The organism is Methylocella sp., assembly GCA_037200525.1.
Classification (GTDB): Bacteria; Pseudomonadota; Alphaproteobacteria; order Rhizobiales; family Beijerinckiaceae; genus Methylocapsa.
Map to the genome: position 1 here is coordinate 2,077,246 of JBBCGG010000001.1, position 17,137 is coordinate 2,094,382.

The window sequence follows — 17,137 nt, forward strand, 5'->3', positions numbered from 1 at the left end:
CATCGCGAACGCATCCGTTCCTGCTTTAGGCTGACCATGAGCATCATCGTTAAAATCTGCGGACTCGCAACTCCGGGGGCGCTCGGCGCCGCGCTCGACGTTGGCGCGGACATGGTCGGCTTTGTCTTTTTCGACAGAAGTCCAAGGCATGTCTCCCTGGAGCAGGTGGCCAGCTTAAGCGCGCTCGTCGGCGGCGGCGCGGCGAAGGTTTTGTTGACCGTCGACGCCGATGACGCCTCGTTGGCGGCGGCCATCGGGGCGCTTGAACCTTCGTATCTTCAATTGCACGGAGGGGAGACGCCGGAGCGGGTGGCTGCGATCCGCTCGAGCTTCGGGCTCAAGGTCATCAAGGCGATTGCGATTGGCGAGAGCGCCGACTTGGCTCAAATCCGGCGCTATGACGCCATCGCCGATATGCTGTTGCTCGATGCGAAGCCAAAGCCTAACTCCGAGCGTCCTGGCGGCAATGGATTAGGTTTCGACTGGAGTTTGCTCGCAGGGTTCGAGATGAAAAAACCGTGGCTGCTCGCCGGCGGTCTCGACGCCGCCAATGTCGCGCGCGCGCTCGCCCTGACCGGCGCGCCGGGGGTTGATGTCTCTTCCGGCGTCGAGAGCGCGCCGGGCGTGAAGGATTCGGCCAAAATCGCGCAGTTCATCGAGGAGGCGCGGGCGGCGCAAAATGGCGAGCGACGCAATGGACTTGGTTTAGCGCGGCGAAGCGTCTAATCATGCGCCAGCTTTTGCGGTTTCAGGCGACGCCGGCGCCGGCCCGCGACCACCACAGGCAACATAAAGGCTGACGCGTGTTCGTCCAAAAACCCAATTCCTACCGCAGCGGACCTGATGAGCGCGGCCATTTTGGCCTGTTCGGCGGTCGATTCGTCGCCGAAACCCTTATGCCGCTGATTCTCGATCTCGAGCGCCATTATGAGGCGGCCAAAAAGGACCCCGCCTTTAAGGCGGAACTCGATGGTCTGCTGACCCATTATGTCGGGCGCCCGAGCCCGCTCTATTACGCCGAGCGGATGACCGAACATTTGCGCCAGAAAGCAGCTGCGTCCGGATCGAAGGGCGGGGCAAAGATCTATTTCAAGCGCGAGGAGCTGAACCATACCGGCGCGCATAAGATCAATAATGTGCTCGGCCAGATCCTGCTTGCGCGCCGCATGGGCAAAACGCGGATCATCGCCGAGACCGGCGCGGGGCAGCACGGCGTCGCGACGGCGACCGCTTGCGCCAGATTCGGGCTCGAATGCGTCGTCTTCATGGGGGCTGTCGATGTCGAGCGGCAAAAGCCCAATGTCTTCCGAATGAAATTGCTGGGCGCCAAGGTCGTCCCGGTCGAAGCGGGGGCCAAGACGCTCAAGGACGCGATGAATGAGGCGTTGCGCGATTGGGTCACCAATGTCGCGAATACCTTCTATTGCATTGGGACCGCGGCCGGCCCGCACCCCTATCCCGCCATGGTCCGCGATTTCCAATGCATCATCGGTGATGAAACCAAGCAACAGATGCTTGCCGCTGAAGGCAGATTGCCGGACTCGCTGTTCGCCTGCATCGGCGGCGGCTCCAATGCGATCGGCCTGTTTCATCCATTTCTCGATGATCCAAACGTCGAGATCTATGGCGTCGAGGCGGCTGGCTTTGGCCTCGACAAGAAACACGCCGCCTCGCTCGCAGGCGGGCGGCCGGGCGTCCTGCACGGCAACCGCACCTATCTGTTGATGGATGCCGACGGGCAGATCGAGGAGGGCCATTCGATCTCGGCCGGCCTCGACTATCCCGGCATCGGGCCGGAGCATTCCTGGCTGAAAGAATCCGGCCGCGTGACCTATCTCTCCGCGACGGATGCCGAGGCGCTTAAGGCGTTTCAGCTATGCGCCCAATTGGAGGGCATTATCCCAGCGCTCGAACCAGCTCATGCGCTCGCCAAAGTTGCGGACATCGCGCCGCAAAAACCGCAGGATCATCTGCTGGTCGTTAATATCTCCGGCCGCGGCGACAAGGATATTTTTACCGTCGCGGACCATTTGGGCGGAATGTAAGGGCCGGTTCGGAAGCCGAGCCCTTATTTTCAGAACACGACAGGGCAGCCGCAACAAGCGAGCTTATTGTCGGGACGAGCCCTCAAGCACAGGCTCTCCCGCGTTAGAATGGGCCTTGAGGGCAGCAAAGAGCGCGCCATCTTCGTTTTCGGTGACGTTGGCGGTTGTTAGCAGGGCCTCGCCATAAAAGATCGAATTAGCTCCCGCGACCATGCACAGAATCTGAGCCTCGCGATTTAGCGTCGAGCGGCCGGCTGAGAGCCGAACCCGCGCGCTTGGCAGAACGATGCGCGTCGTCGCGATCATCCGCACGAAATCGAGCGGATCGATCCGCTCGCGGTCGCCGAGCGGCGTCCCTTTGACGGGAACAAGCGCATTGATCGGCACGCTTTCTGGATGCGGGTCGAAGCCGGCGAGGACTTGCAGCATGGCGGCGCGGTCGGCGACGCTTTCTCCCATGCCGACGATGCCGCCGCAGCACATTTCGATTCCGGCGCGGCGCACGGCCTTCAAGGTTTGCAGCCGATCATCATAGCTGCGCGTCGTTACGATGTTTTTGTAAAAATCCGGGCCCGTGTCGAGATTGTGATTATAGGCCGTGAGCCCCGCCTGTTTCAGGCGGCCTGCCTGACCTTCGTTCAACATGCCGAGCGTCACGCAGGCTTCCATTCCGAGCGCGCGAACCCCGCGCACCATGTCGAGAACGGAGTCGAATTCGGCGCCGTCGCGCACGTTGCGCCAGGCTGCGCCCATGCAGAAACGGTCCGCTCCGGCTGCTTTGGCTCGCGCCGCGACGGCGAGCACGGCATCGGTCTCCATCATATTGACCTTGTCGAGATGGACTTCGCGGTGATGCGCGGATTGCGGGCAATAGCCGCAGTTTTCCGGGCATCCGCCGGTCTTGATGCTGAGCAGGCTGGCTTTCTGCACGTCATTCACATCGTGAAATTCGCGATGGACGGCGCTCGCCCGCGCAATCAGGTCGAGCAGGGGCAGATCATGAATCGCGACGATCTCGTCCAGCGTCCAATCATGCCGTGACGGGCGTGCGCTTTGATGGGTCATTCATTCGCTTTCGAAAGGTCAAAGGCCGATCTGGCCATCCGGGTCTCGCCGCTTTCGATCTGAAAGCAGGTCGCATTCGATCACGGTAAATGAAGCTTCGCGCCGCTTCAACCCGCGCCAACCTGAGCGGCCGCCGCCAACTCGCGCCGCGCCTTCCAGAGAACCTCGGCCGCAGCCCAGAGATTGATCGCCGCAATGAGAGCGCCAGCGGCGATATCGGGCCATCCAGAGCCGGTTGCGGCGATGAGCGCCGCCGCAAAAATGGTCAGCGCATTGAGAATGGCGTCATTGCGCGTGGAAAGCCAAATCGAGCGCATGGATGCGTCTCCGCCGCGAAACCGCGCCAATTGCCAGGCGCAGAAGACGTTGACCGCCAGCGCCAGCAGGGCCGTAGCAGCAATGGCGCTGGAAGGCGGCGCGCCGCCCTCGAACAGGCGTCGCACGATCTGCGCCAGAGCGGCGACGCCGACGCCGGCCATCGCGAAACCTTGCGCGCCGGCCGCCCAACCGCGCCAGCGAGGCGACCAGCCAATCGCGACTACGGCCAGACCATAGATGGAGGCGTCCTCGAGAAAATCTGCGGCGTCGGCGAGGAGCGCCGCCGAACCGACGGCAAACCCGATCCCACCCTCGATGAACAACATCGCGAGATTCAGCGCGGCGCCGAGGCGCAAGGCGCGGCGATAGGCTGGATCGAGATGGGCCGGCGTAGAAAACCCTGTCATAACGCAAGCCTAACAGATATCTCCGCGAAGGAAGCCTTGCGGAAAACAGCGTCATGAGCATCTTCTAGAAGGGTCGTCACGTCAGAGCTGCTCGGCGTGACGAAGAAACAAAGGGATATTCATGCGTCTTGTGCTCGCGATATTATTGCCTTGGCTGCAATTCTTCACGATTGGCCGCCCCATCGCCGGGATTATCTGCCTTATCCTTCAAGTGACCCTGATCGGCTGGATTCCGGCCGCGCTCTGGTCTGTCTATGCCTTGAGCCAATATAACACCGACAGCAAGATCGACAGGGCTTTCCGCAACGGGCGCTGAGCCTCCTGGCGTCAACGCGCGCCTGCTTCGGTTTTGGCGTTTGTCATGCGCCTAAAAATTTAAGGACTCCGATGATCGAAGCCGCATTAGCATCCGTCCGCCAGATTTTTACGCCAAAATTTCGCGCGGTGCTTATCAAGACGATGGCTTTGACGCTGGCGCTGCTTGCGCTGGTCTGGGTCGGACTTGAAAAGCTGGTCGTAGCAGCGCTCACATTGCCGATTGCGGCGCCCTATCCGTGGCTGACAGCCATTCTCTCCTTCATTGGAGGCATTGGCCTTTTCATTGGCCTCGCCTTTCTCATCACGCCGGTCTCTTTCCTCGTCGCAGGCTTCTTCTTTGACGAATTGGCCGAAGACGTGGAGCGGGAGCTTGATCCGAACGAGGCGCCGGGACTACCTTTGCAGCTCGGTCAGGCGACGTGGCTCGCAGTGGAGTTTGCGGCGGTGGCGCTCGTCGTCAATCTCATCGCGCTTCTGCTGTTGCTGGCGCCCGGCGTCAACGTCGTCGCGTTTTTCGGGGCCAACGCCTATTTGTTCGGCCGCGGCTATTTTGAGCTGGCGGCGATGCGCTATGTCCCGGCGACTGAGGCGCGCCGCTTGCGAAAGGCGAACGAGCTTCGCCTTTTTACTGCGGGCCTCGTCATGGCGGCGATGCTGGCGGTTCCGATCGTCAATCTGCTGACGCCCTTGTTCGGAACCGCGTTCATGGTGCGCATCGCCCGCGATATCATGCGGAAGCCGGCCAAACTTGCGTCAGCGCCGTCGCGGCGCGTGTAGTTTAGTTTCTCCGAGCAGCGAATTGGCCGGTCGCGCGGTAACGATAGAGATAGGTCGGAACGAAGGCCTCGAATGATTCGGGCGCGATGCCCAGGCCGCGCAAAGTTCTTTCCTCGGCGACGGCCGCGGCGGATACCACATTGTCAGTCTTCAAGAGCTCCACCTGATCGCGGGTGATGGTCAAAATATCGGGCAGGAGCCCAAGTGAAAGCTTGGCCAATGTTTCCACAACCCCGCCGATGATCTTCGATTGCTCGAAGCTGAGCGGAATGAGAGGGCGCTTGCGTTCGGTAGTTTTGAGCACGAATTCCATAACGCGGCGAAGGGTCGCGATTTCCGGACCGCCCAATTCATAGATTGTTCCCGCTTTCGCCTTGCCATCGACGGCGAGGGCGACGGCTTTGGCGACATCGCCGACAAATACCGGCTGAAGCAGGGTCTTGCCTTCGCCGATCAGAGGCAAAGCGGGCATAAATCGCGCCATCGCCGCAAAGCGATTGAAGAAGCGGTCTTCCGGACCGAAGACGACCGAGGGCCGCATGATGATGGCCCCCGGAAAAGCCTCTTGCGCCAAAATCTCGCCCGCGGCCTTGGTTTTCGCATAGGCTGCGGCGTGGTTCGGATCGGCGCCGATCGCGGACATTTGCACGAATGTGCGGGCCCCCGCCTCTTTCGCGGCTTTGCCGAGAGTCTGCGCGCCGGATGCATGCACATCCTCGAACTTTTGCGCGCCCGCCTCCGCCAGCAGACCAACCAGATTGACGACCGCTTCAGCGTCGCGCATGGAGTGCGCTACCGAATCGGGGTAGCGCAAATTAGCCTGAACCGCATGGATCTGGCCCACTTTGCCCAAAGGCTGGAGATGAAAGGCCAGATCAGGCCGTCGAGAGGCGACCCGTACCCGCCATCCTTGCTGCGCCAGCGCGCGAACCACATGCCGGCCGATAAAACCGGAACCGCCGAACACTGTCACAAGCCGGCCTGTTTTCACCAATTCGTCCGCCATATTCCTGCCTCGGATGCAGAGCTACCCGTTCCGTTTTAGGCGCCGGCGTTGCGTCTGTATAGAGGCGCTGCGGCGTCGCCTCATGAGATTTTGCGCGTCCCGGCGGCCCCGGAAATTCCGCCAAATAAAGACGACGGCGCATCGATCCCACGCGCCATTGGTTAGGCATTATTGTCTATTGCGGCAACGGCGCGGAGTTCGCTTCGATCTTCGCCACAGGCGGCGGATTCCACTTGCCGACGAGAACGGCGGTTTTGGGGGCGTAGAGCCGCATGGTCAGATTGAAGTCGCCCTTGGGCGCCGGCAGCCAATTGGCTTCATGCGCCCTGCCTGGGCTTTCGTTCTGGAAATAGAGATCGAGGGAGCCGTCGGCGTTGTAGGCGAATGGCATCCAGGAGCTGACGGCTTGTCGATCAAGGCTATTTGGATAGGCATTCCCGGCCGGGTCGTAGAGGGTGATCGACCAGAACGCATTGACCGGCGGCAAGTCGGCCTTCTCGAAATGGATCGTATATTTGTTTAACCCGCTGAGCGGATTGCCGGCTTTATCGAACAGGTTCAGCGGATAGATCGCATCTTCCGGCAGATTGGCGCCAAGGCCGAGGCGGGAAACTATCGCGCGCTTTAGATAATAATTGCCATAGACGCCCATGGTGTCGGTATTCATCGACCAGCCGTTTGCGACGCGAGCGAGGGTTTCGAGCTTCAAATCCATGAGCTTTTGCGCATCTTCCGAAACCCTATCGAGCGCCTCGGCGATTTGCGGATCGATAGTCGCAATATCGAAAGACTTGCCTGGCTCGAGGCCGATTTTTTTCATCTCGGCGAGGATCGGCTGGTCGGTAATGTGCGGAGGCTGCGCCTTCATCAACTCCGCCGCATAGGCGAGGAATCGGCCGATGGGCATTGCATCGACCTGCGCCCGCGGCGAGGTTTTCATGTCGACATTGGGATCGATCGTCAGCTTAGGAGGCGACCAGATTTTGCCCCATTGCGTCAGCGGCGTAATTGCATATCCAGCCTGAATCTTGTGTACGGCGTCATAATCCGCCGGCCCGTCGGTCTTGGCGCGCCCGATGATCCAGACATAGGGCGTCGGCGCGTCGATTCGCTGAGTGTCTTTCGGCAGTTTGAACTCGTCGATGAATCTATCCTTGAGGTCCGGTCTCCAGCCGGGCGGAGCGACGAGAAAATGGGCCGCCAGCGTGCCTGTCGTGCGCCAGCCCGGCGACGCAAACACGTCCGTCCACATGTCGAGCATTGGCAGCAAATAATATCGGCCGTCCGTGTCTGGGGCCGAGACGATCATTGGCTCGGCGGTTAGATCCAAATAGGCGACCGAATAGAGCGTATCATAATTGGTTCGAACGACGGTGGTGTCGCTAGCCGGCGGATAGGCGGGAATATTGTGAAACGCGTTCATTGGGCCCCGCCCAAACGCATCGGAATTGGTGAGCTGCTTGCGCGTAATGTCCATCGTAATAAGCGGATAGAGATAGACAAAAGCTTACGCCGATCGAATGGGCTCGTTGTGCGGTTAGAGGCGGCGAAGCGTTTTGCGCAACTGCAGCGGGTGCAATGAACGCCCCAAGCGCCAAGCTTGCGGCCAGGACGGCTCCCTTTCCCTTGGTCATGACTTCCCCCCAAAACTGTTTTTTGGCGCGGCGCCGATCGTGGCGAGATTGCGGCAGGCTTTTAGTTCGCCTACACGAGAAGCTGGTGCGCGCTAGCGGATGCATCAAGCCGAAATAGGCGTTATTGCAGCTTATGCGGTGCGTTAGAGCGATTTGTGCGAAGGCGAGATTGACAAGAAGCAAGCTGGCCACGTATCAGAACGCGATGCCCTGGTGGCGGAATTGGTAGACGCGCTGGTTTCAGGTACCAGTGGTGAAAGCCGTGGAGGTTCGAGTCCTCTCCTGGGCACCATAGCTTTTATAAGCTATTGATCTTTCGTTATTTTCTGGATTTTCACCCGCACCGGGATTGCTGGTGCGGGAATAGGTGTTCTCTTTTTCGTCCCGCGACAGCATTCCAATCGCCTCTCGCGCCAGGCGAACGCGATCCGCTTGCCGCGTATAAAGAGCGGCCATTTTTCCGTCCGTCCAGCCATAAATGGCCTCGAGCTGCTTGACGCCGGCCCCATTGTTGGCGGCGCGAGTCGCCCCAGCCTTCCTAAGTCCGTGCGCAGAGCCCGGAACGCCGGCGGCGTTGCACGCTTCACGGAACCAGTTGCCGAACGATTCTTTTGTCATTGGGGCGCCGCTCGCTGTGGCGATGAAAGCGAGATCGCCAGTTTTGCTCGCGCTGAGCACACTGGATAATTCTGGAAGAACCGGGATGACGATCTGAATCCCGGTTTTCTCAGTTCGGATCATGACCACGCCATCGCGCACGTGCTGACGTCCTAATTTCACCGCGTCGCCGCGCCGAAGGCCGGTATAGAGCAAAATCGCCAAAGCAAGGCGCTCTCTGGTGCCGACCGGCCATCTCGCCTCGAATCGGTCGATTTCTTCCTCGGTCCAGACACGAAAGCCTTCTGTCCGCGGGGCCGGAGCGTCGACCTCTTGCGTCGGGTCTATCTCCATGTGGTCGGATTTGACCGCCCATTGGAAAAGACCTCGCATGGCCTTGAGGAAATTCCCGGCCTGGAACGGTGTCGCTTTGCGCCGATCTATGCCGGCTGCGATCGTCTTGCGAGAAATTTCAGAAAATGGCTTATCTCCGCCCGTCTTCATAACGTGGAGGAAAATATTCTCCCGTTGACGTCGGGTGGCCGGCGAAAGCTTTGCCCATGCCGACGAATCCCGGTACCTGGCAATCAGCCAGGAAAGCGATTCCGACGAAGCCTTCGCGTTATTGGCTTGCTGCTCCCCGCGTATCGCCTCGTCATATTCGGTCTTGAACTGAGCCGATCCATAATCGCCGTTGATCCGCGTCCTCTTGCCTTTCCCCCTGCGCACGTACCATTCCACCACGCCGTGGCGAAATATTTCTTTGTGCAGATAAGGGAAACGCGGGCGCGGCATAATCTCGATCAAAGCACGATTTCCGGTTCGGCGACAAATCGACGTTTTTTGCCCTTTGGTTCCGCGCGGAAGGGCTCAAGGCGGATTTCTCCATCCTCTCCGATCACAATAGCTACCGGCGCGCCCGTCTGCTCTATGGCACGGAGCGCGCGGGCTATGTCAGCTTGCGTAAACCGGGCGGGGCGGCGGCTCATGGTTCAGGCTTGGCCTTTCTCGTTGGCTGGCTTACTCGCCTGAAGGGCGGCGCGTGCATCTCGAGCCTTCATGGCAAGTTCGAACATCGGGCCGTAATGGTCCGCATATTCGCCACCAAAAATCGCTTCGGCCTCGCTGAGCGCATCCTCGTATGTCTCCAGCGCCTCCCGCATCAACGCCAGCTCGGCGTCTTTGGCGGCGATGGTTTCAGCATCGGCTTTCATGATTGCTGCCAAATCTTCGTAAAGCTGACTCGGCTCTTCATCATTGTTCAGCAGCCAGCGTATCCAGCCATCCCGGTCGCTCATTCGCCTAGCTCCAATTTCTCGATAGCCTCGGCATATTCAATGTGCTCCGCAGCCTTGTAGACGAGCGCAAGACGTCCCTCGCCGGGAGGATTTTTAGATGCTGTCTTGCGCAGACTTTCAGCTTCGTTCCGATGGAATAAGCCAGCCTTCTCGCGCACCGCCTCAAGCGTGCTCTGGCGGATGGCGGCGAGTTCGGGTTCGATGATGGCAAGCGCCGCATCCGCAAGTCCAAGCTCGACATCGCGTCTAAGATTAAGGTCGTAATCAGGACGAACGAAAGGTATTCTCCTGCCAAGAGCTGTCGCAAGGCGCTTGCGTAAATCATCCATTGGGGTTGTCCTCGTCTTTGGATGTGAGCCAGCCACACCTCCAATCATCATGCGCTATCGTTCCCCGGTCATATGGGTTTGTGGTTATGGCAAGACCATCTAGGTGCGCGTCGTAGCCTTCGCGCCATTCGTCGCTCATGGCTTGCTCTCTCCATCGACCGGCGCGGCATCGAGACGCAAATATTGAAAGACGATCCACGTCATCGCAGCTTCAACCGTAGGGAAGTGGAGCCAAGGGCGACTCCGACCACCAAACTCCTCGCCATCCCGCTCATCGTTGACGAGCACGTCACCAGGCCTGCCACGGATACGGAAGTGGCGACCGCCTTCGCCATCTATGTCCCAATGACCGGGATTCCGGAGGCAAACTGAAAACCAAGGGTTGCTCACGGCCTTGCATCCTCCGGTTCGATCGGCGCGGCTTTGCCGGCTTCGAGTGCAGCGATCAGCTTCGGTATCTTTCGCAAGAATACGGCTACAGGTCCGTCCTCTGTGTCGTGAAGACCCTTCACTCGCCAATCGTTATCCTCCCTGATTTGTGGAAGCCATGCTTTCAGTACAGGCTCAAGATCTCCCTTCGAAGTAAGCCTTCATCAAAGGATGATCGTCCCCAAGATCGCTGTACATCGGCACGACCTTGATTTCGAAACCATGATCACGCGCGATCAGGCCGCAATCAGTGCCTTCCGTCGCGTAGTGGAACATCGCCGGTCCAAACATCCCATCGGAATAGAGAACGATCTTGTCTGGAGCGGGCATATCGTCGTTTCTGACGCAGTCATATGGGCGCATTATTCGCTATCCTTCTGTTCGACCGGCGCGGCCTTGGCGCTACCGACACGCGGCGGGAGAAGCGCCGCCATTGGGCCGAACGCTTCGGCGTCGCTGACCGCCTCCAATTCCTGCACGGATACCCATTGACCGTCAGGATGTTTGCGGAAAAGCCAGCCATGGAATTTACCAGATGGGGCACAATTGACGGCGAGATCAGGGCTTATTTTGAAAAGCATAGCTCAATCCTTCTGCTCAGCCTGCGCGCCGTCGGAACCGAAGTTTATGGCGACGGTAGTTGGGGCTCCCCAACCGAGATCGATTGGCGGTGTTATGTCAACCGGCGCGGCGAGAGGAAGAACACGATTAAGAAAATCTCGGATGGCGACAAGTTCCGAATTTGGGATTTTTGCCCTTCGGATGCCGTCTTCCTCGTGAGATAGATTGTCATCATGGAATCCAAGGTAGCCGTCTCCGTTGTTGGAGCCATAGCCGGAAATGTTGACCGTAAGAACGCCATCAACGAAGGACAGAACTTCTCCGCGCTTAAGCCCGTCAGTAATTTGTGTACGTTTTTCGGACGCTGCGGCAAACTCTGCGGACCGACGCGGGCACGGCTTGCAGCGCGTTTCGTCGGTCTGATATCCAATAGGCGGGCAGCCCTCGCATAGGGTCAAAACAGCGGGTGTTGCCACAAGCCTCCGCACATCAACCGGAGGCTGCCCACTATGTGGCGGCACAGGGCTAGGCGCGGCGGCGAACTCTGCGGGCGGCTGTAAGCCCCGAAGCATTGCGGCCGCGAATATATGAGCGTCGGCGATGCCCGTGATGGCGCCCTTAGGTGATGTTTCGGCCATTGCATCATGCCACTGTACGCCCGCATCGCGCCCCGCGATCCATGCGCGCGTCTGTGCGGCTGCGAGTTCCCAGCCAGCTTCACTAAGCGCCTCTCGCCAGTTCGCAGCGTCTTCAATTGCAGTATCCCGCTCGGCCTCGGCCTTCTCGGCGCGCTCGCGCTCGGCTCCAATGTTGATGTTGGCTGCTGTGAGCGCAGCCTTGAGGCTGTCGCTAGTATTTCCATCACATTCCCAAAACGCGTTTTCCATCGCCTCCACCGCGTCCGGAGCCGCTTGCGCATCTTCGATGATCTGATCGCTTTAAGATTGGCCGCTGTAAGGGCATCAGCTATGTCTTGGCGAAGATGAGGAGAGCGCCCATACGCAAACGCATAGCCTCGCTTAGTGAACCTATCTCGCGCCGCTTCGACCGCATCGGAAGCCGCGCAGGCGGTTGAGATGATGGCATTGAGGCCATTGAAGCGCTTGGCTAAAACGTCACGCTCCTTTTCCACGGCGACGAGACGTGCGTTTAGACGCGCGTTTTCCTGATCAAGGACATCCACTCTATTCTTGAGCCCTGCGATCTCTGCTTCGTAAGCCGAGTCGCTGCGCATGGGGCTGGTGGGGGTGGGGGCGTGATTGGTCATGGCTCAATCCCCGTTGCGCTTGATCATATCGAAGATGAACCCGTCCATGGTCTGGTTGCCGTGCTTCTCGGCGCACGTCCGATGGGTGCGGTAGTAATAGCTGCGGTTGGCATAGCCGCCGATGTACATGATCGAGTGCGTTCGGATGTCGTCTGAGGTCAGCTTACAGCCGCAGAAAGGGCATGGAGCAACGTGTGGTGGATCGTAGGTGGGTTGATCAACAGCCTGCGACGGGTCGTCATACCATCCGTAAAACTGGTTCTGGCTCAATTGGTTTTCTCCTGGTCTCGGGCGGTGGTCACGACGCGCTCTCCTTTGCCGCGAGAGGGCGGGCGGCGATAAAGGCGGTCCTGCGTTGCTGGCCGGCTGCCCAGACATCCGTGTCGATTAGCGCTTTGTCGCGCCGCCGCTCCGCTCGGGTAGTCGTGGCGAGGATCCGCTCAACCCATCCGACGCAGCTAAATGTTCGGCACATGACCGGCCGTTGCGCGTAAATCGAGCACCTGCTGTCTTTCAGATAGACGCAGGCCCCGTCTTCACCATGCGGGAGAACCCATCCGATGTAGCTCGGAAGGGTTTAGGTCAGAAAAGGATTATCCAGTCTGTAGGCCTCGGGATACGCGGACGGATCATCACCTTTGACCAGGGCGACCAGTTCGCGGCGGCAGCAAGCCGAGCACGATCCGCAATCGACTTTCTCATCTGCGCCCATCACACGACTCCACGAAGAACAGAGCGCACCAAAGCGGATTGCCGCGCCATCTCTTGCAGCAGCCACCCCGGCTCGCGCGCGGGGAACAGCACGTCCTTGATCCGGTCTTCCGGTCGCACTGGCGCCGGATAGGCCTGCGAAATGGAGTCGAAAATCACCCCATCATAGCGCAGCGCTAGCGAGCCCTTTTCGACGTAGGCGTGAATTTGATCCAGATTCAATTTGGCGAAGATCAAGATGCTTCCTTCGTGTCTTGGTAGAGGGCGCGCGGCGGCAGAGCGGTACGGTCGAAACGGCGCTCTTTTGGCTCGGCTCGGCGCGATGGGATCTTTGCGCGGGTCTCATCTTTGATTCCGAGATGCGCATCCTTCTGGCGTTTAGCTTTGACGATCGCCGGCATGTCCTGCATCGCGGTCTTGACTTCAGCACATTCGAAATGGGCCGGGCCGCGGTTCGATAGGTCATTCGTGCCACCGAGACCCAGCGCGCGAATGTGCTCGTCGATCCAAACCTTTCGCGGGTCGATCGGTAATTTGCAGATTATGCAAATCCCGCCATGAGTTTCCCACATGGTCCGGCGCTGGGTTTTCGTCAGCGGCTTGCGCTTTGTGGTGGCGACATCCTGCATCATGCCGCTCGCCCGGCGTTCTCTTCGAGCTCCTTGCGCGTCACGCCGATCAAGGATTGCGCATAATCGAGCACCGCGTTTTTGGACTCGTTGAACGCTTTCTTGCCCATCGCGCGCTCGCTCTGGCTTTGGGCGGTCCAGATCGTCACGACGCACCGATCCACCAAGATCAGGGCGTATTCGTCATTGCTCGGGCGTACGAACATCTGCAGTTCGCGCGCCTCGGCGCCGGTCCGGGCGACAAATTGGCGAGAATCTGCGTATCCGCATTTGATCAGGGCGTACTTGCGCAAATGCTCGGGTGTGGGAAATTGCTCAGCACGGTTCTCTGGCAAATTCCGCCAGACTTCCTTGAGGGAGGCGAAATAATGGCCGCGCGACGCCTGCGAGACATTCTCGACCACGGCGAGCTTATAGGTTTCGCCTATGCAGAATTGCTTGTCTGCTTCGGCGGCGTTGCGCGGGCCGATCGGCGACATGGATTCGCCGTCCCATTTCCAGTGCAGCGCAATATCAGACATCATTTTCCCCAGGCGCGGATTTTCTCGACGGTCTCGTGCAGTTCAGCGCTGAAGGCGTCGACGGCCGCGCGAAGCCGGGCGATATATGCCTCGTCGCGATAGGCCCTCTTGATGAAGACCGGCATGCGGGGCCAGTACACCAGAAGGTCGATCCACTCGCGCTCGGCGACCCAAAGCGAGCCCTGGGTCTGCGCGACATGCTCGCTGGGAAACTCTCCCTTGAAGATTGTATCGATCAAGAGATCGCCGCGCTGGGTCTTGATTTCCAGCATTCCATCGCGGCCGAGCAAAGAATCCGGCGAGCACCCTTTGTTGTCGCTACGGATGAATCCGACACGCTTGGGGTCTAAATCGCGGCGCATGGCGTAATAGTCACGCGCCTCTGCCTCCATGACCTTGCCGCGCTCCATAGCGCCGTTGGTGAACGACTCCAGCGGCTCCCCGGTGACGACCTCGGCCGCCAGACGCCGGAGGTAGCTCGCGCGCGTCTTGCTCTCGCCGCCGTCCCTGCCTTTCATAATGAGGCAGGCGAATTCCGAGGCCGTGGGGATGCCGGAACGGACTTTTCTCCATTCGTCGGTTCCCTGCTCGATGTCCTCATAAATTTGCATCATGTCAAATCTCCTCCGTCGCGATTTCCGTCGCCGGAAGAGCGGACTTCAGGAGATCGGCAAGGGCGCGGAGGTGCGCTTCGGATTGACGGACGCGCTCCTCGGCCATTTTAAGATTGTGGATATACGCGTGAGCTTTCGTAGGCTCGACGACCAATCCGATCGGTAGATACACGTCCCTCCCGTAGGAATCCTTGAACTTGTGGCCAGGCATTGCCGTCATAGAACTGTACCCTGCGGCATTGGCGATCTCGCGCCCGGTAGCCTCAATCAGGTAGCCGTCGGCAGTGTTTCCGATGATTTTCATTTGTCGCCTCAGTAGGAAATTGTGACGTGGGGGATCAGCTTCTTAGCGATGAGCCCGATTACAGTACGCGCCTGATCTTCAGTGAGGCCGCCTTGGACAAGGGCGGCCGCAGCGGCGCGGTTTATTTGTCCGCAATGGTTTCGGTTGGCTTCACGAAGGGCAGCTTCTTTCGCCTCCCTATCGACGGCCTCGGCGGCTTCCCGCTTCAAGCGCTGCTCGGTTTCGAGGGCGCGTCGGTTGGCGGCCTCAGCGTCCAGCTTTAATTGCAGTTCCCGACGTTCGGCCGCTTCACGCTCGGCCTTGGCCGCAGCTTCAAGCTTCTCTCGTTCCGCCTTGGCGATAGCCGTCGCTCGCTCCTCGGCCTTAGCTTCGGCCTCGCGTCGGATCGTTTCGTCGCGATCTTTGGCCTCGCGCTCGGCCGCCAGCTTGCGTAACTCGGCAAGTTCGGCCTGCTCGGCTTCAAATTTCTCACGCTTCTCCAACGCCGCGCGTAAGCTGCGCAGACTGGCGTCCTTGGCGCGCGCATATTCCGGCTCAAATTCTTCGCAGTTGGCCGGGGTGATCTCGACGGCGTCTGAGGCTTGGATCAACTGGCGCAACTCGGCCGCCGTGACCTCGAGTGACGGCGAAGATAGAGCCGCGATCGCGTCGGTGTGTTTTTTTACGCGCGTCTCCTCTGCCGTCTCCCAATCGGTGAGTGGCTTGCGGACTTCCTCCTTCCAAGCATCCAACGTGTCGCGGATATGCTTCCGCGCTGCATCGATCTTCTTCGGAACGGCCTTTTGGTCGTCCGCGAGTTTTTTGCCGAGATCGTCCAGATAGGTTTTCGACCTCGCGACGCTGTAGGCGATGGCTGCGATATCCTTTCGTCCCCGAGCCGTCTTGATATCCGGGACGAAAGCGTCGATTTCCTTGCGGACCCGCGCCAGGATAGGGTCTATAGCGTTCTCAGTCGTGAAAACGGAGAAGACGGTCTGCGGCGGGATCGCGACGAGTTCCTGATTCATTATTCTCCCCTCGCTTTGCGGTTGGCGTCCGCCAACGTGTCGTTGATGACGCGAATGATTTCATCGAAGCGTCCGGCCGGAATCTGCTCAAAGCTTTCGGCCTTGAGGAATTTCAGAAGCTTCACCCGGTTGACGATTTTGGCCCGATCTATCAGCGCGTCGATTTCGGTAATCTGATCTTTCGATAGGAAAACCATGCCGCCACCGGCGCGCCCGTCATCGTCCTCGCTGCGCGTACTGCTCAGGTTCAAAAGCGCCATGGCGACGTATCGTTTGCCATAGCTGGTGGATGACCCCACGGCTTGAACCGCGTTCTTGCTGCCGGTGCTATCGTGCGGCAGCGTCATCGTGGTCTCTTCCTGATGGCCTCCCGCGTGACTCAAAATGCCGGTGACGGTGATCTTGCCGTCGCTGGCGAGGCCCGTGCGGAAAGAAATGGCAAACCCGTGCTTGCCGAGAACCGGGCGGATTGCCTGATTGATGTCGTCCCAGCGCGCATAAGGCGTTTCTTGCTGGATCTCGCCAGGCTTATCCTTTTTGTGGATCGTGATTTTGCCACGCTCTTCGATAATCGGAAGGTCAGGCTGCATGGCCGATAGAGCGGCGGAATAGGCGGTTTTCGCCCGCGCGGCCTCGACGCGCTCATACATCGCCATGAGCCGCTCCATCTTATCGACGTTGACGGAGGGATCGCGCGCGGCCTTGCTGATTACGGCGAGAAGGGAATCTCCATCCGACACGGGCGCGGAAACCACGGCGCCGCGCCGATCGTCGATCGCGGCGATTTGCCGTCCGGCTGATTGCTCGTTCATGACATCACCTTCGACCAAAGAGACGCCGCGATGCAGACGATCGCGATGGCGCACATCAGGCGCCTTACCCAACGCAACTGCGCCCGCACTTCGCGCGCGGCTGGGGATTCCACTTCTCGAACTTCGTCGAGCCCGGAACTAAAAAGTTCGAACTCTTCGGTGGCATAGCCGGGGCGCTCGCCGTGGCTAAGCTCGCGATTAAAATAATTCGGATCATGGTCGCCTCCGAAGGCTGATAGGGTTTTCATTCGGACGGTCCTTCCGCTTTTTTGATTGCGGCGACGGCTTTAAGAACGCGCTTGCTGCTGTCCGCTTGCACGCCGAGTTTATAGTGGGCGGCGCGCAACATGCTGAGCATGTCGCGTAACGCTTCGAGCAATTCCGGCGCGGCCGCAATAAGCCGGGCATTGGGCACGGCCTCGTCTTCGTTGAACCAATAAGGTCTCGGCGTATTTGTGACCGGGTCAGGAGACATCACGTAGCAATCG

The 17,137-nt window shown here is 59.4% G+C and carries 24 protein-coding genes, 1 tRNA gene and 1 pseudogene; 6 read left to right on the top strand and 20 right to left on the bottom strand.

Going from position 1 to position 17,137, the window contains the following annotated elements:
- The first annotated feature begins 36 nt into the window (after positions 1-36).
- Entirely contained in the window at positions 37-726 is a 690-nt protein-coding gene (locus WDN46_10010; protein MEJ0093754.1) for a phosphoribosylanthranilate isomerase, read from the top strand.
- A 77-nt stretch (positions 727-803) separates the two neighbouring features.
- Positions 804-2,045: a tryptophan synthase subunit beta gene (gene trpB / locus WDN46_10015; GenBank protein MEJ0093755.1), complete on the top strand. Its 1,242-nt coding sequence runs from the start codon at positions 804-806 to the stop codon at positions 2,043-2,045.
- Positions 2,046-2,108: 63 nt separating this feature from the next.
- On the opposite strand, the gene bioB is transcribed toward trpB, so the two are convergent.
- Both bioB and WDN46_10025 read right to left on the bottom strand, forming a co-directional pair.
- Positions 2,109-3,110, bottom strand: a complete 1,002-nt coding sequence (gene bioB, locus WDN46_10020) for a biotin synthase BioB (GenBank protein ID MEJ0093756.1) — start codon at positions 3,108-3,110, stop codon at positions 2,109-2,111.
- A 107-nt stretch (positions 3,111-3,217) separates the two neighbouring features.
- Complete coding sequence (locus WDN46_10025) at positions 3,218-3,835, bottom strand: cation transporter (protein MEJ0093757.1); 618 nt, start codon at positions 3,833-3,835, stop codon at positions 3,218-3,220.
- A 121-nt stretch (positions 3,836-3,956) separates the two neighbouring features.
- Between WDN46_10025 and WDN46_10030 the strand changes: the two genes are divergently transcribed.
- The gene (locus WDN46_10030) at positions 3,957-4,151 is read left to right on the top strand and encodes a YqaE/Pmp3 family membrane protein (GenBank protein MEJ0093758.1); all 195 of its coding nucleotides are present in this window, start codon (positions 3,957-3,959) and stop codon (positions 4,149-4,151) included.
- A gap of 71 nt (positions 4,152-4,222) precedes the next feature.
- Positions 4,223-4,930 carry a sulfate transporter family protein gene (locus tag WDN46_10035; GenBank protein ID MEJ0093759.1) on the top strand — a complete coding sequence of 236 codons (708 nt, stop codon included), beginning with the start codon at positions 4,223-4,225 and terminating at the stop codon, positions 4,928-4,930.
- Between the two features lies 1 nt (position 4,931).
- Here the strand turns inward: WDN46_10035 and WDN46_10040 are convergent, their stop codons facing one another.
- Positions 4,932-5,936, bottom strand: coding sequence for a complex I NDUFA9 subunit family protein (locus WDN46_10040; protein MEJ0093760.1), 1,005 nt, complete (start codon positions 5,934-5,936; stop codon positions 4,932-4,934).
- Positions 5,937-6,111: 175 nt separating this feature from the next.
- Entirely contained in the window at positions 6,112-7,359 is a 1,248-nt protein-coding gene (locus WDN46_10045) for a DUF1254 domain-containing protein (GenBank protein ID MEJ0093761.1), read from the bottom strand.
- A 418-nt stretch (positions 7,360-7,777) separates the two neighbouring features.
- Between WDN46_10045 and WDN46_10050 the strand changes: the two genes are divergently transcribed.
- A tRNA-Leu gene (locus tag WDN46_10050) sits at positions 7,778-7,862 on the top strand.
- 194 nt (positions 7,863-8,056) lie between these two features.
- On the opposite strand, the pseudogene WDN46_10055 reads toward WDN46_10050, so the two are convergent.
- The 3 genes and pseudogenes from WDN46_10055 to WDN46_10065 all read right to left on the bottom strand — a co-directional run bounded on the left by WDN46_10055 (position 8,057) and on the right by WDN46_10065 (position 9,794).
- Positions 8,057-8,962, bottom strand: a pseudogene (locus tag WDN46_10055) (site-specific integrase).
- 197 nt (positions 8,963-9,159) lie between these two features.
- Positions 9,160-9,465, bottom strand: coding sequence for a hypothetical protein (locus tag WDN46_10060; protein ID MEJ0093762.1), 306 nt, complete (start codon positions 9,463-9,465; stop codon positions 9,160-9,162).
- Positions 9,462-9,794 carry a hypothetical protein gene (locus WDN46_10065; protein MEJ0093763.1) on the bottom strand — a complete coding sequence of 111 codons (333 nt, stop codon included), beginning with the start codon at positions 9,792-9,794 and terminating at the stop codon, positions 9,462-9,464. Before WDN46_10065 ends, WDN46_10060 begins: the two co-directional genes overlap by 4 nt.
- 183 nt (positions 9,795-9,977) lie before the next feature.
- Between WDN46_10065 and WDN46_10070 the strand changes: the two genes are divergently transcribed.
- A complete protein-coding gene (locus WDN46_10070) occupies positions 9,978-10,166 on the top strand; it encodes a hypothetical protein (GenBank protein ID MEJ0093764.1) in 189 nt (62 codons plus the stop codon).
- A gap of 192 nt (positions 10,167-10,358) precedes the next feature.
- On the opposite strand, the gene WDN46_10075 is transcribed toward WDN46_10070, so the two are convergent.
- The 13 genes from WDN46_10075 to WDN46_10135 all read right to left on the bottom strand — a co-directional run bounded on the left by WDN46_10075 (position 10,359) and on the right by WDN46_10135 (position 17,124).
- Positions 10,359-10,586, bottom strand: a complete 228-nt coding sequence (locus WDN46_10075) for a hypothetical protein (protein MEJ0093765.1) — start codon at positions 10,584-10,586, stop codon at positions 10,359-10,361.
- Complete coding sequence (locus tag WDN46_10080) at positions 10,586-10,804, bottom strand: hypothetical protein (protein ID MEJ0093766.1); 219 nt, start codon at positions 10,802-10,804, stop codon at positions 10,586-10,588. The genes WDN46_10075 and WDN46_10080 overlap by 1 nt, the downstream gene beginning before the upstream one ends.
- 3 nt (positions 10,805-10,807) lie before the next feature.
- Positions 10,808-11,671, bottom strand: a complete 864-nt coding sequence (locus WDN46_10085) for a hypothetical protein (GenBank protein MEJ0093767.1) — start codon at positions 11,669-11,671, stop codon at positions 10,808-10,810.
- A gap of 383 nt (positions 11,672-12,054) precedes the next feature.
- The gene (locus WDN46_10090) at positions 12,055-12,321 is read right to left on the bottom strand and encodes a hypothetical protein (protein ID MEJ0093768.1); all 267 of its coding nucleotides are present in this window, start codon (positions 12,319-12,321) and stop codon (positions 12,055-12,057) included.
- Between the two features lie 441 nt (positions 12,322-12,762).
- Positions 12,763-12,984 carry a hypothetical protein gene (locus tag WDN46_10095; protein ID MEJ0093769.1) on the bottom strand — a complete coding sequence of 74 codons (222 nt, stop codon included), beginning with the start codon at positions 12,982-12,984 and terminating at the stop codon, positions 12,763-12,765.
- 11 nt (positions 12,985-12,995) lie between these two features.
- Positions 12,996-13,394, bottom strand: a complete 399-nt coding sequence (locus WDN46_10100) for an HNH endonuclease signature motif containing protein (protein MEJ0093770.1) — start codon at positions 13,392-13,394, stop codon at positions 12,996-12,998.
- Positions 13,391-13,915 carry a hypothetical protein gene (locus tag WDN46_10105; protein MEJ0093771.1) on the bottom strand — a complete coding sequence of 175 codons (525 nt, stop codon included), beginning with the start codon at positions 13,913-13,915 and terminating at the stop codon, positions 13,391-13,393. The genes WDN46_10100 and WDN46_10105 overlap by 4 nt, the downstream gene beginning before the upstream one ends.
- On the bottom strand, positions 13,912-14,526 hold the full coding sequence (locus WDN46_10110) for a lambda exonuclease family protein (protein ID MEJ0093772.1): 615 nt from the start codon (positions 14,524-14,526) through the stop codon (positions 13,912-13,914). Before WDN46_10110 ends, WDN46_10105 begins: the two co-directional genes overlap by 4 nt.
- A gap of 1 nt (position 14,527) precedes the next feature.
- Positions 14,528-14,830 (bottom strand): hypothetical protein, encoded by a 303-nt coding sequence (locus WDN46_10115; protein ID MEJ0093773.1) that lies wholly within the window; start codon positions 14,828-14,830, stop codon positions 14,528-14,530.
- Positions 14,831-14,838: 8 nt separating this feature from the next.
- Entirely contained in the window at positions 14,839-15,837 is a 999-nt protein-coding gene (locus tag WDN46_10120) for a hypothetical protein (GenBank protein ID MEJ0093774.1), read from the bottom strand.
- Entirely contained in the window at positions 15,837-16,649 is an 813-nt protein-coding gene (locus WDN46_10125; protein MEJ0093775.1) for an ERF family protein, read from the bottom strand. Before WDN46_10125 ends, WDN46_10120 begins: the two co-directional genes overlap by 1 nt.
- The gene (locus WDN46_10130; protein ID MEJ0093776.1) at positions 16,646-16,897 is read right to left on the bottom strand and encodes a hypothetical protein; all 252 of its coding nucleotides are present in this window, start codon (positions 16,895-16,897) and stop codon (positions 16,646-16,648) included. The genes WDN46_10125 and WDN46_10130 overlap by 4 nt, the downstream gene beginning before the upstream one ends.
- On the bottom strand, positions 16,894-17,124 hold the full coding sequence (locus tag WDN46_10135) for a hypothetical protein (protein MEJ0093777.1): 231 nt from the start codon (positions 17,122-17,124) through the stop codon (positions 16,894-16,896). Before WDN46_10135 ends, WDN46_10130 begins: the two co-directional genes overlap by 4 nt.
- Between the last annotated feature and the right edge of the window lie 13 nt (positions 17,125-17,137).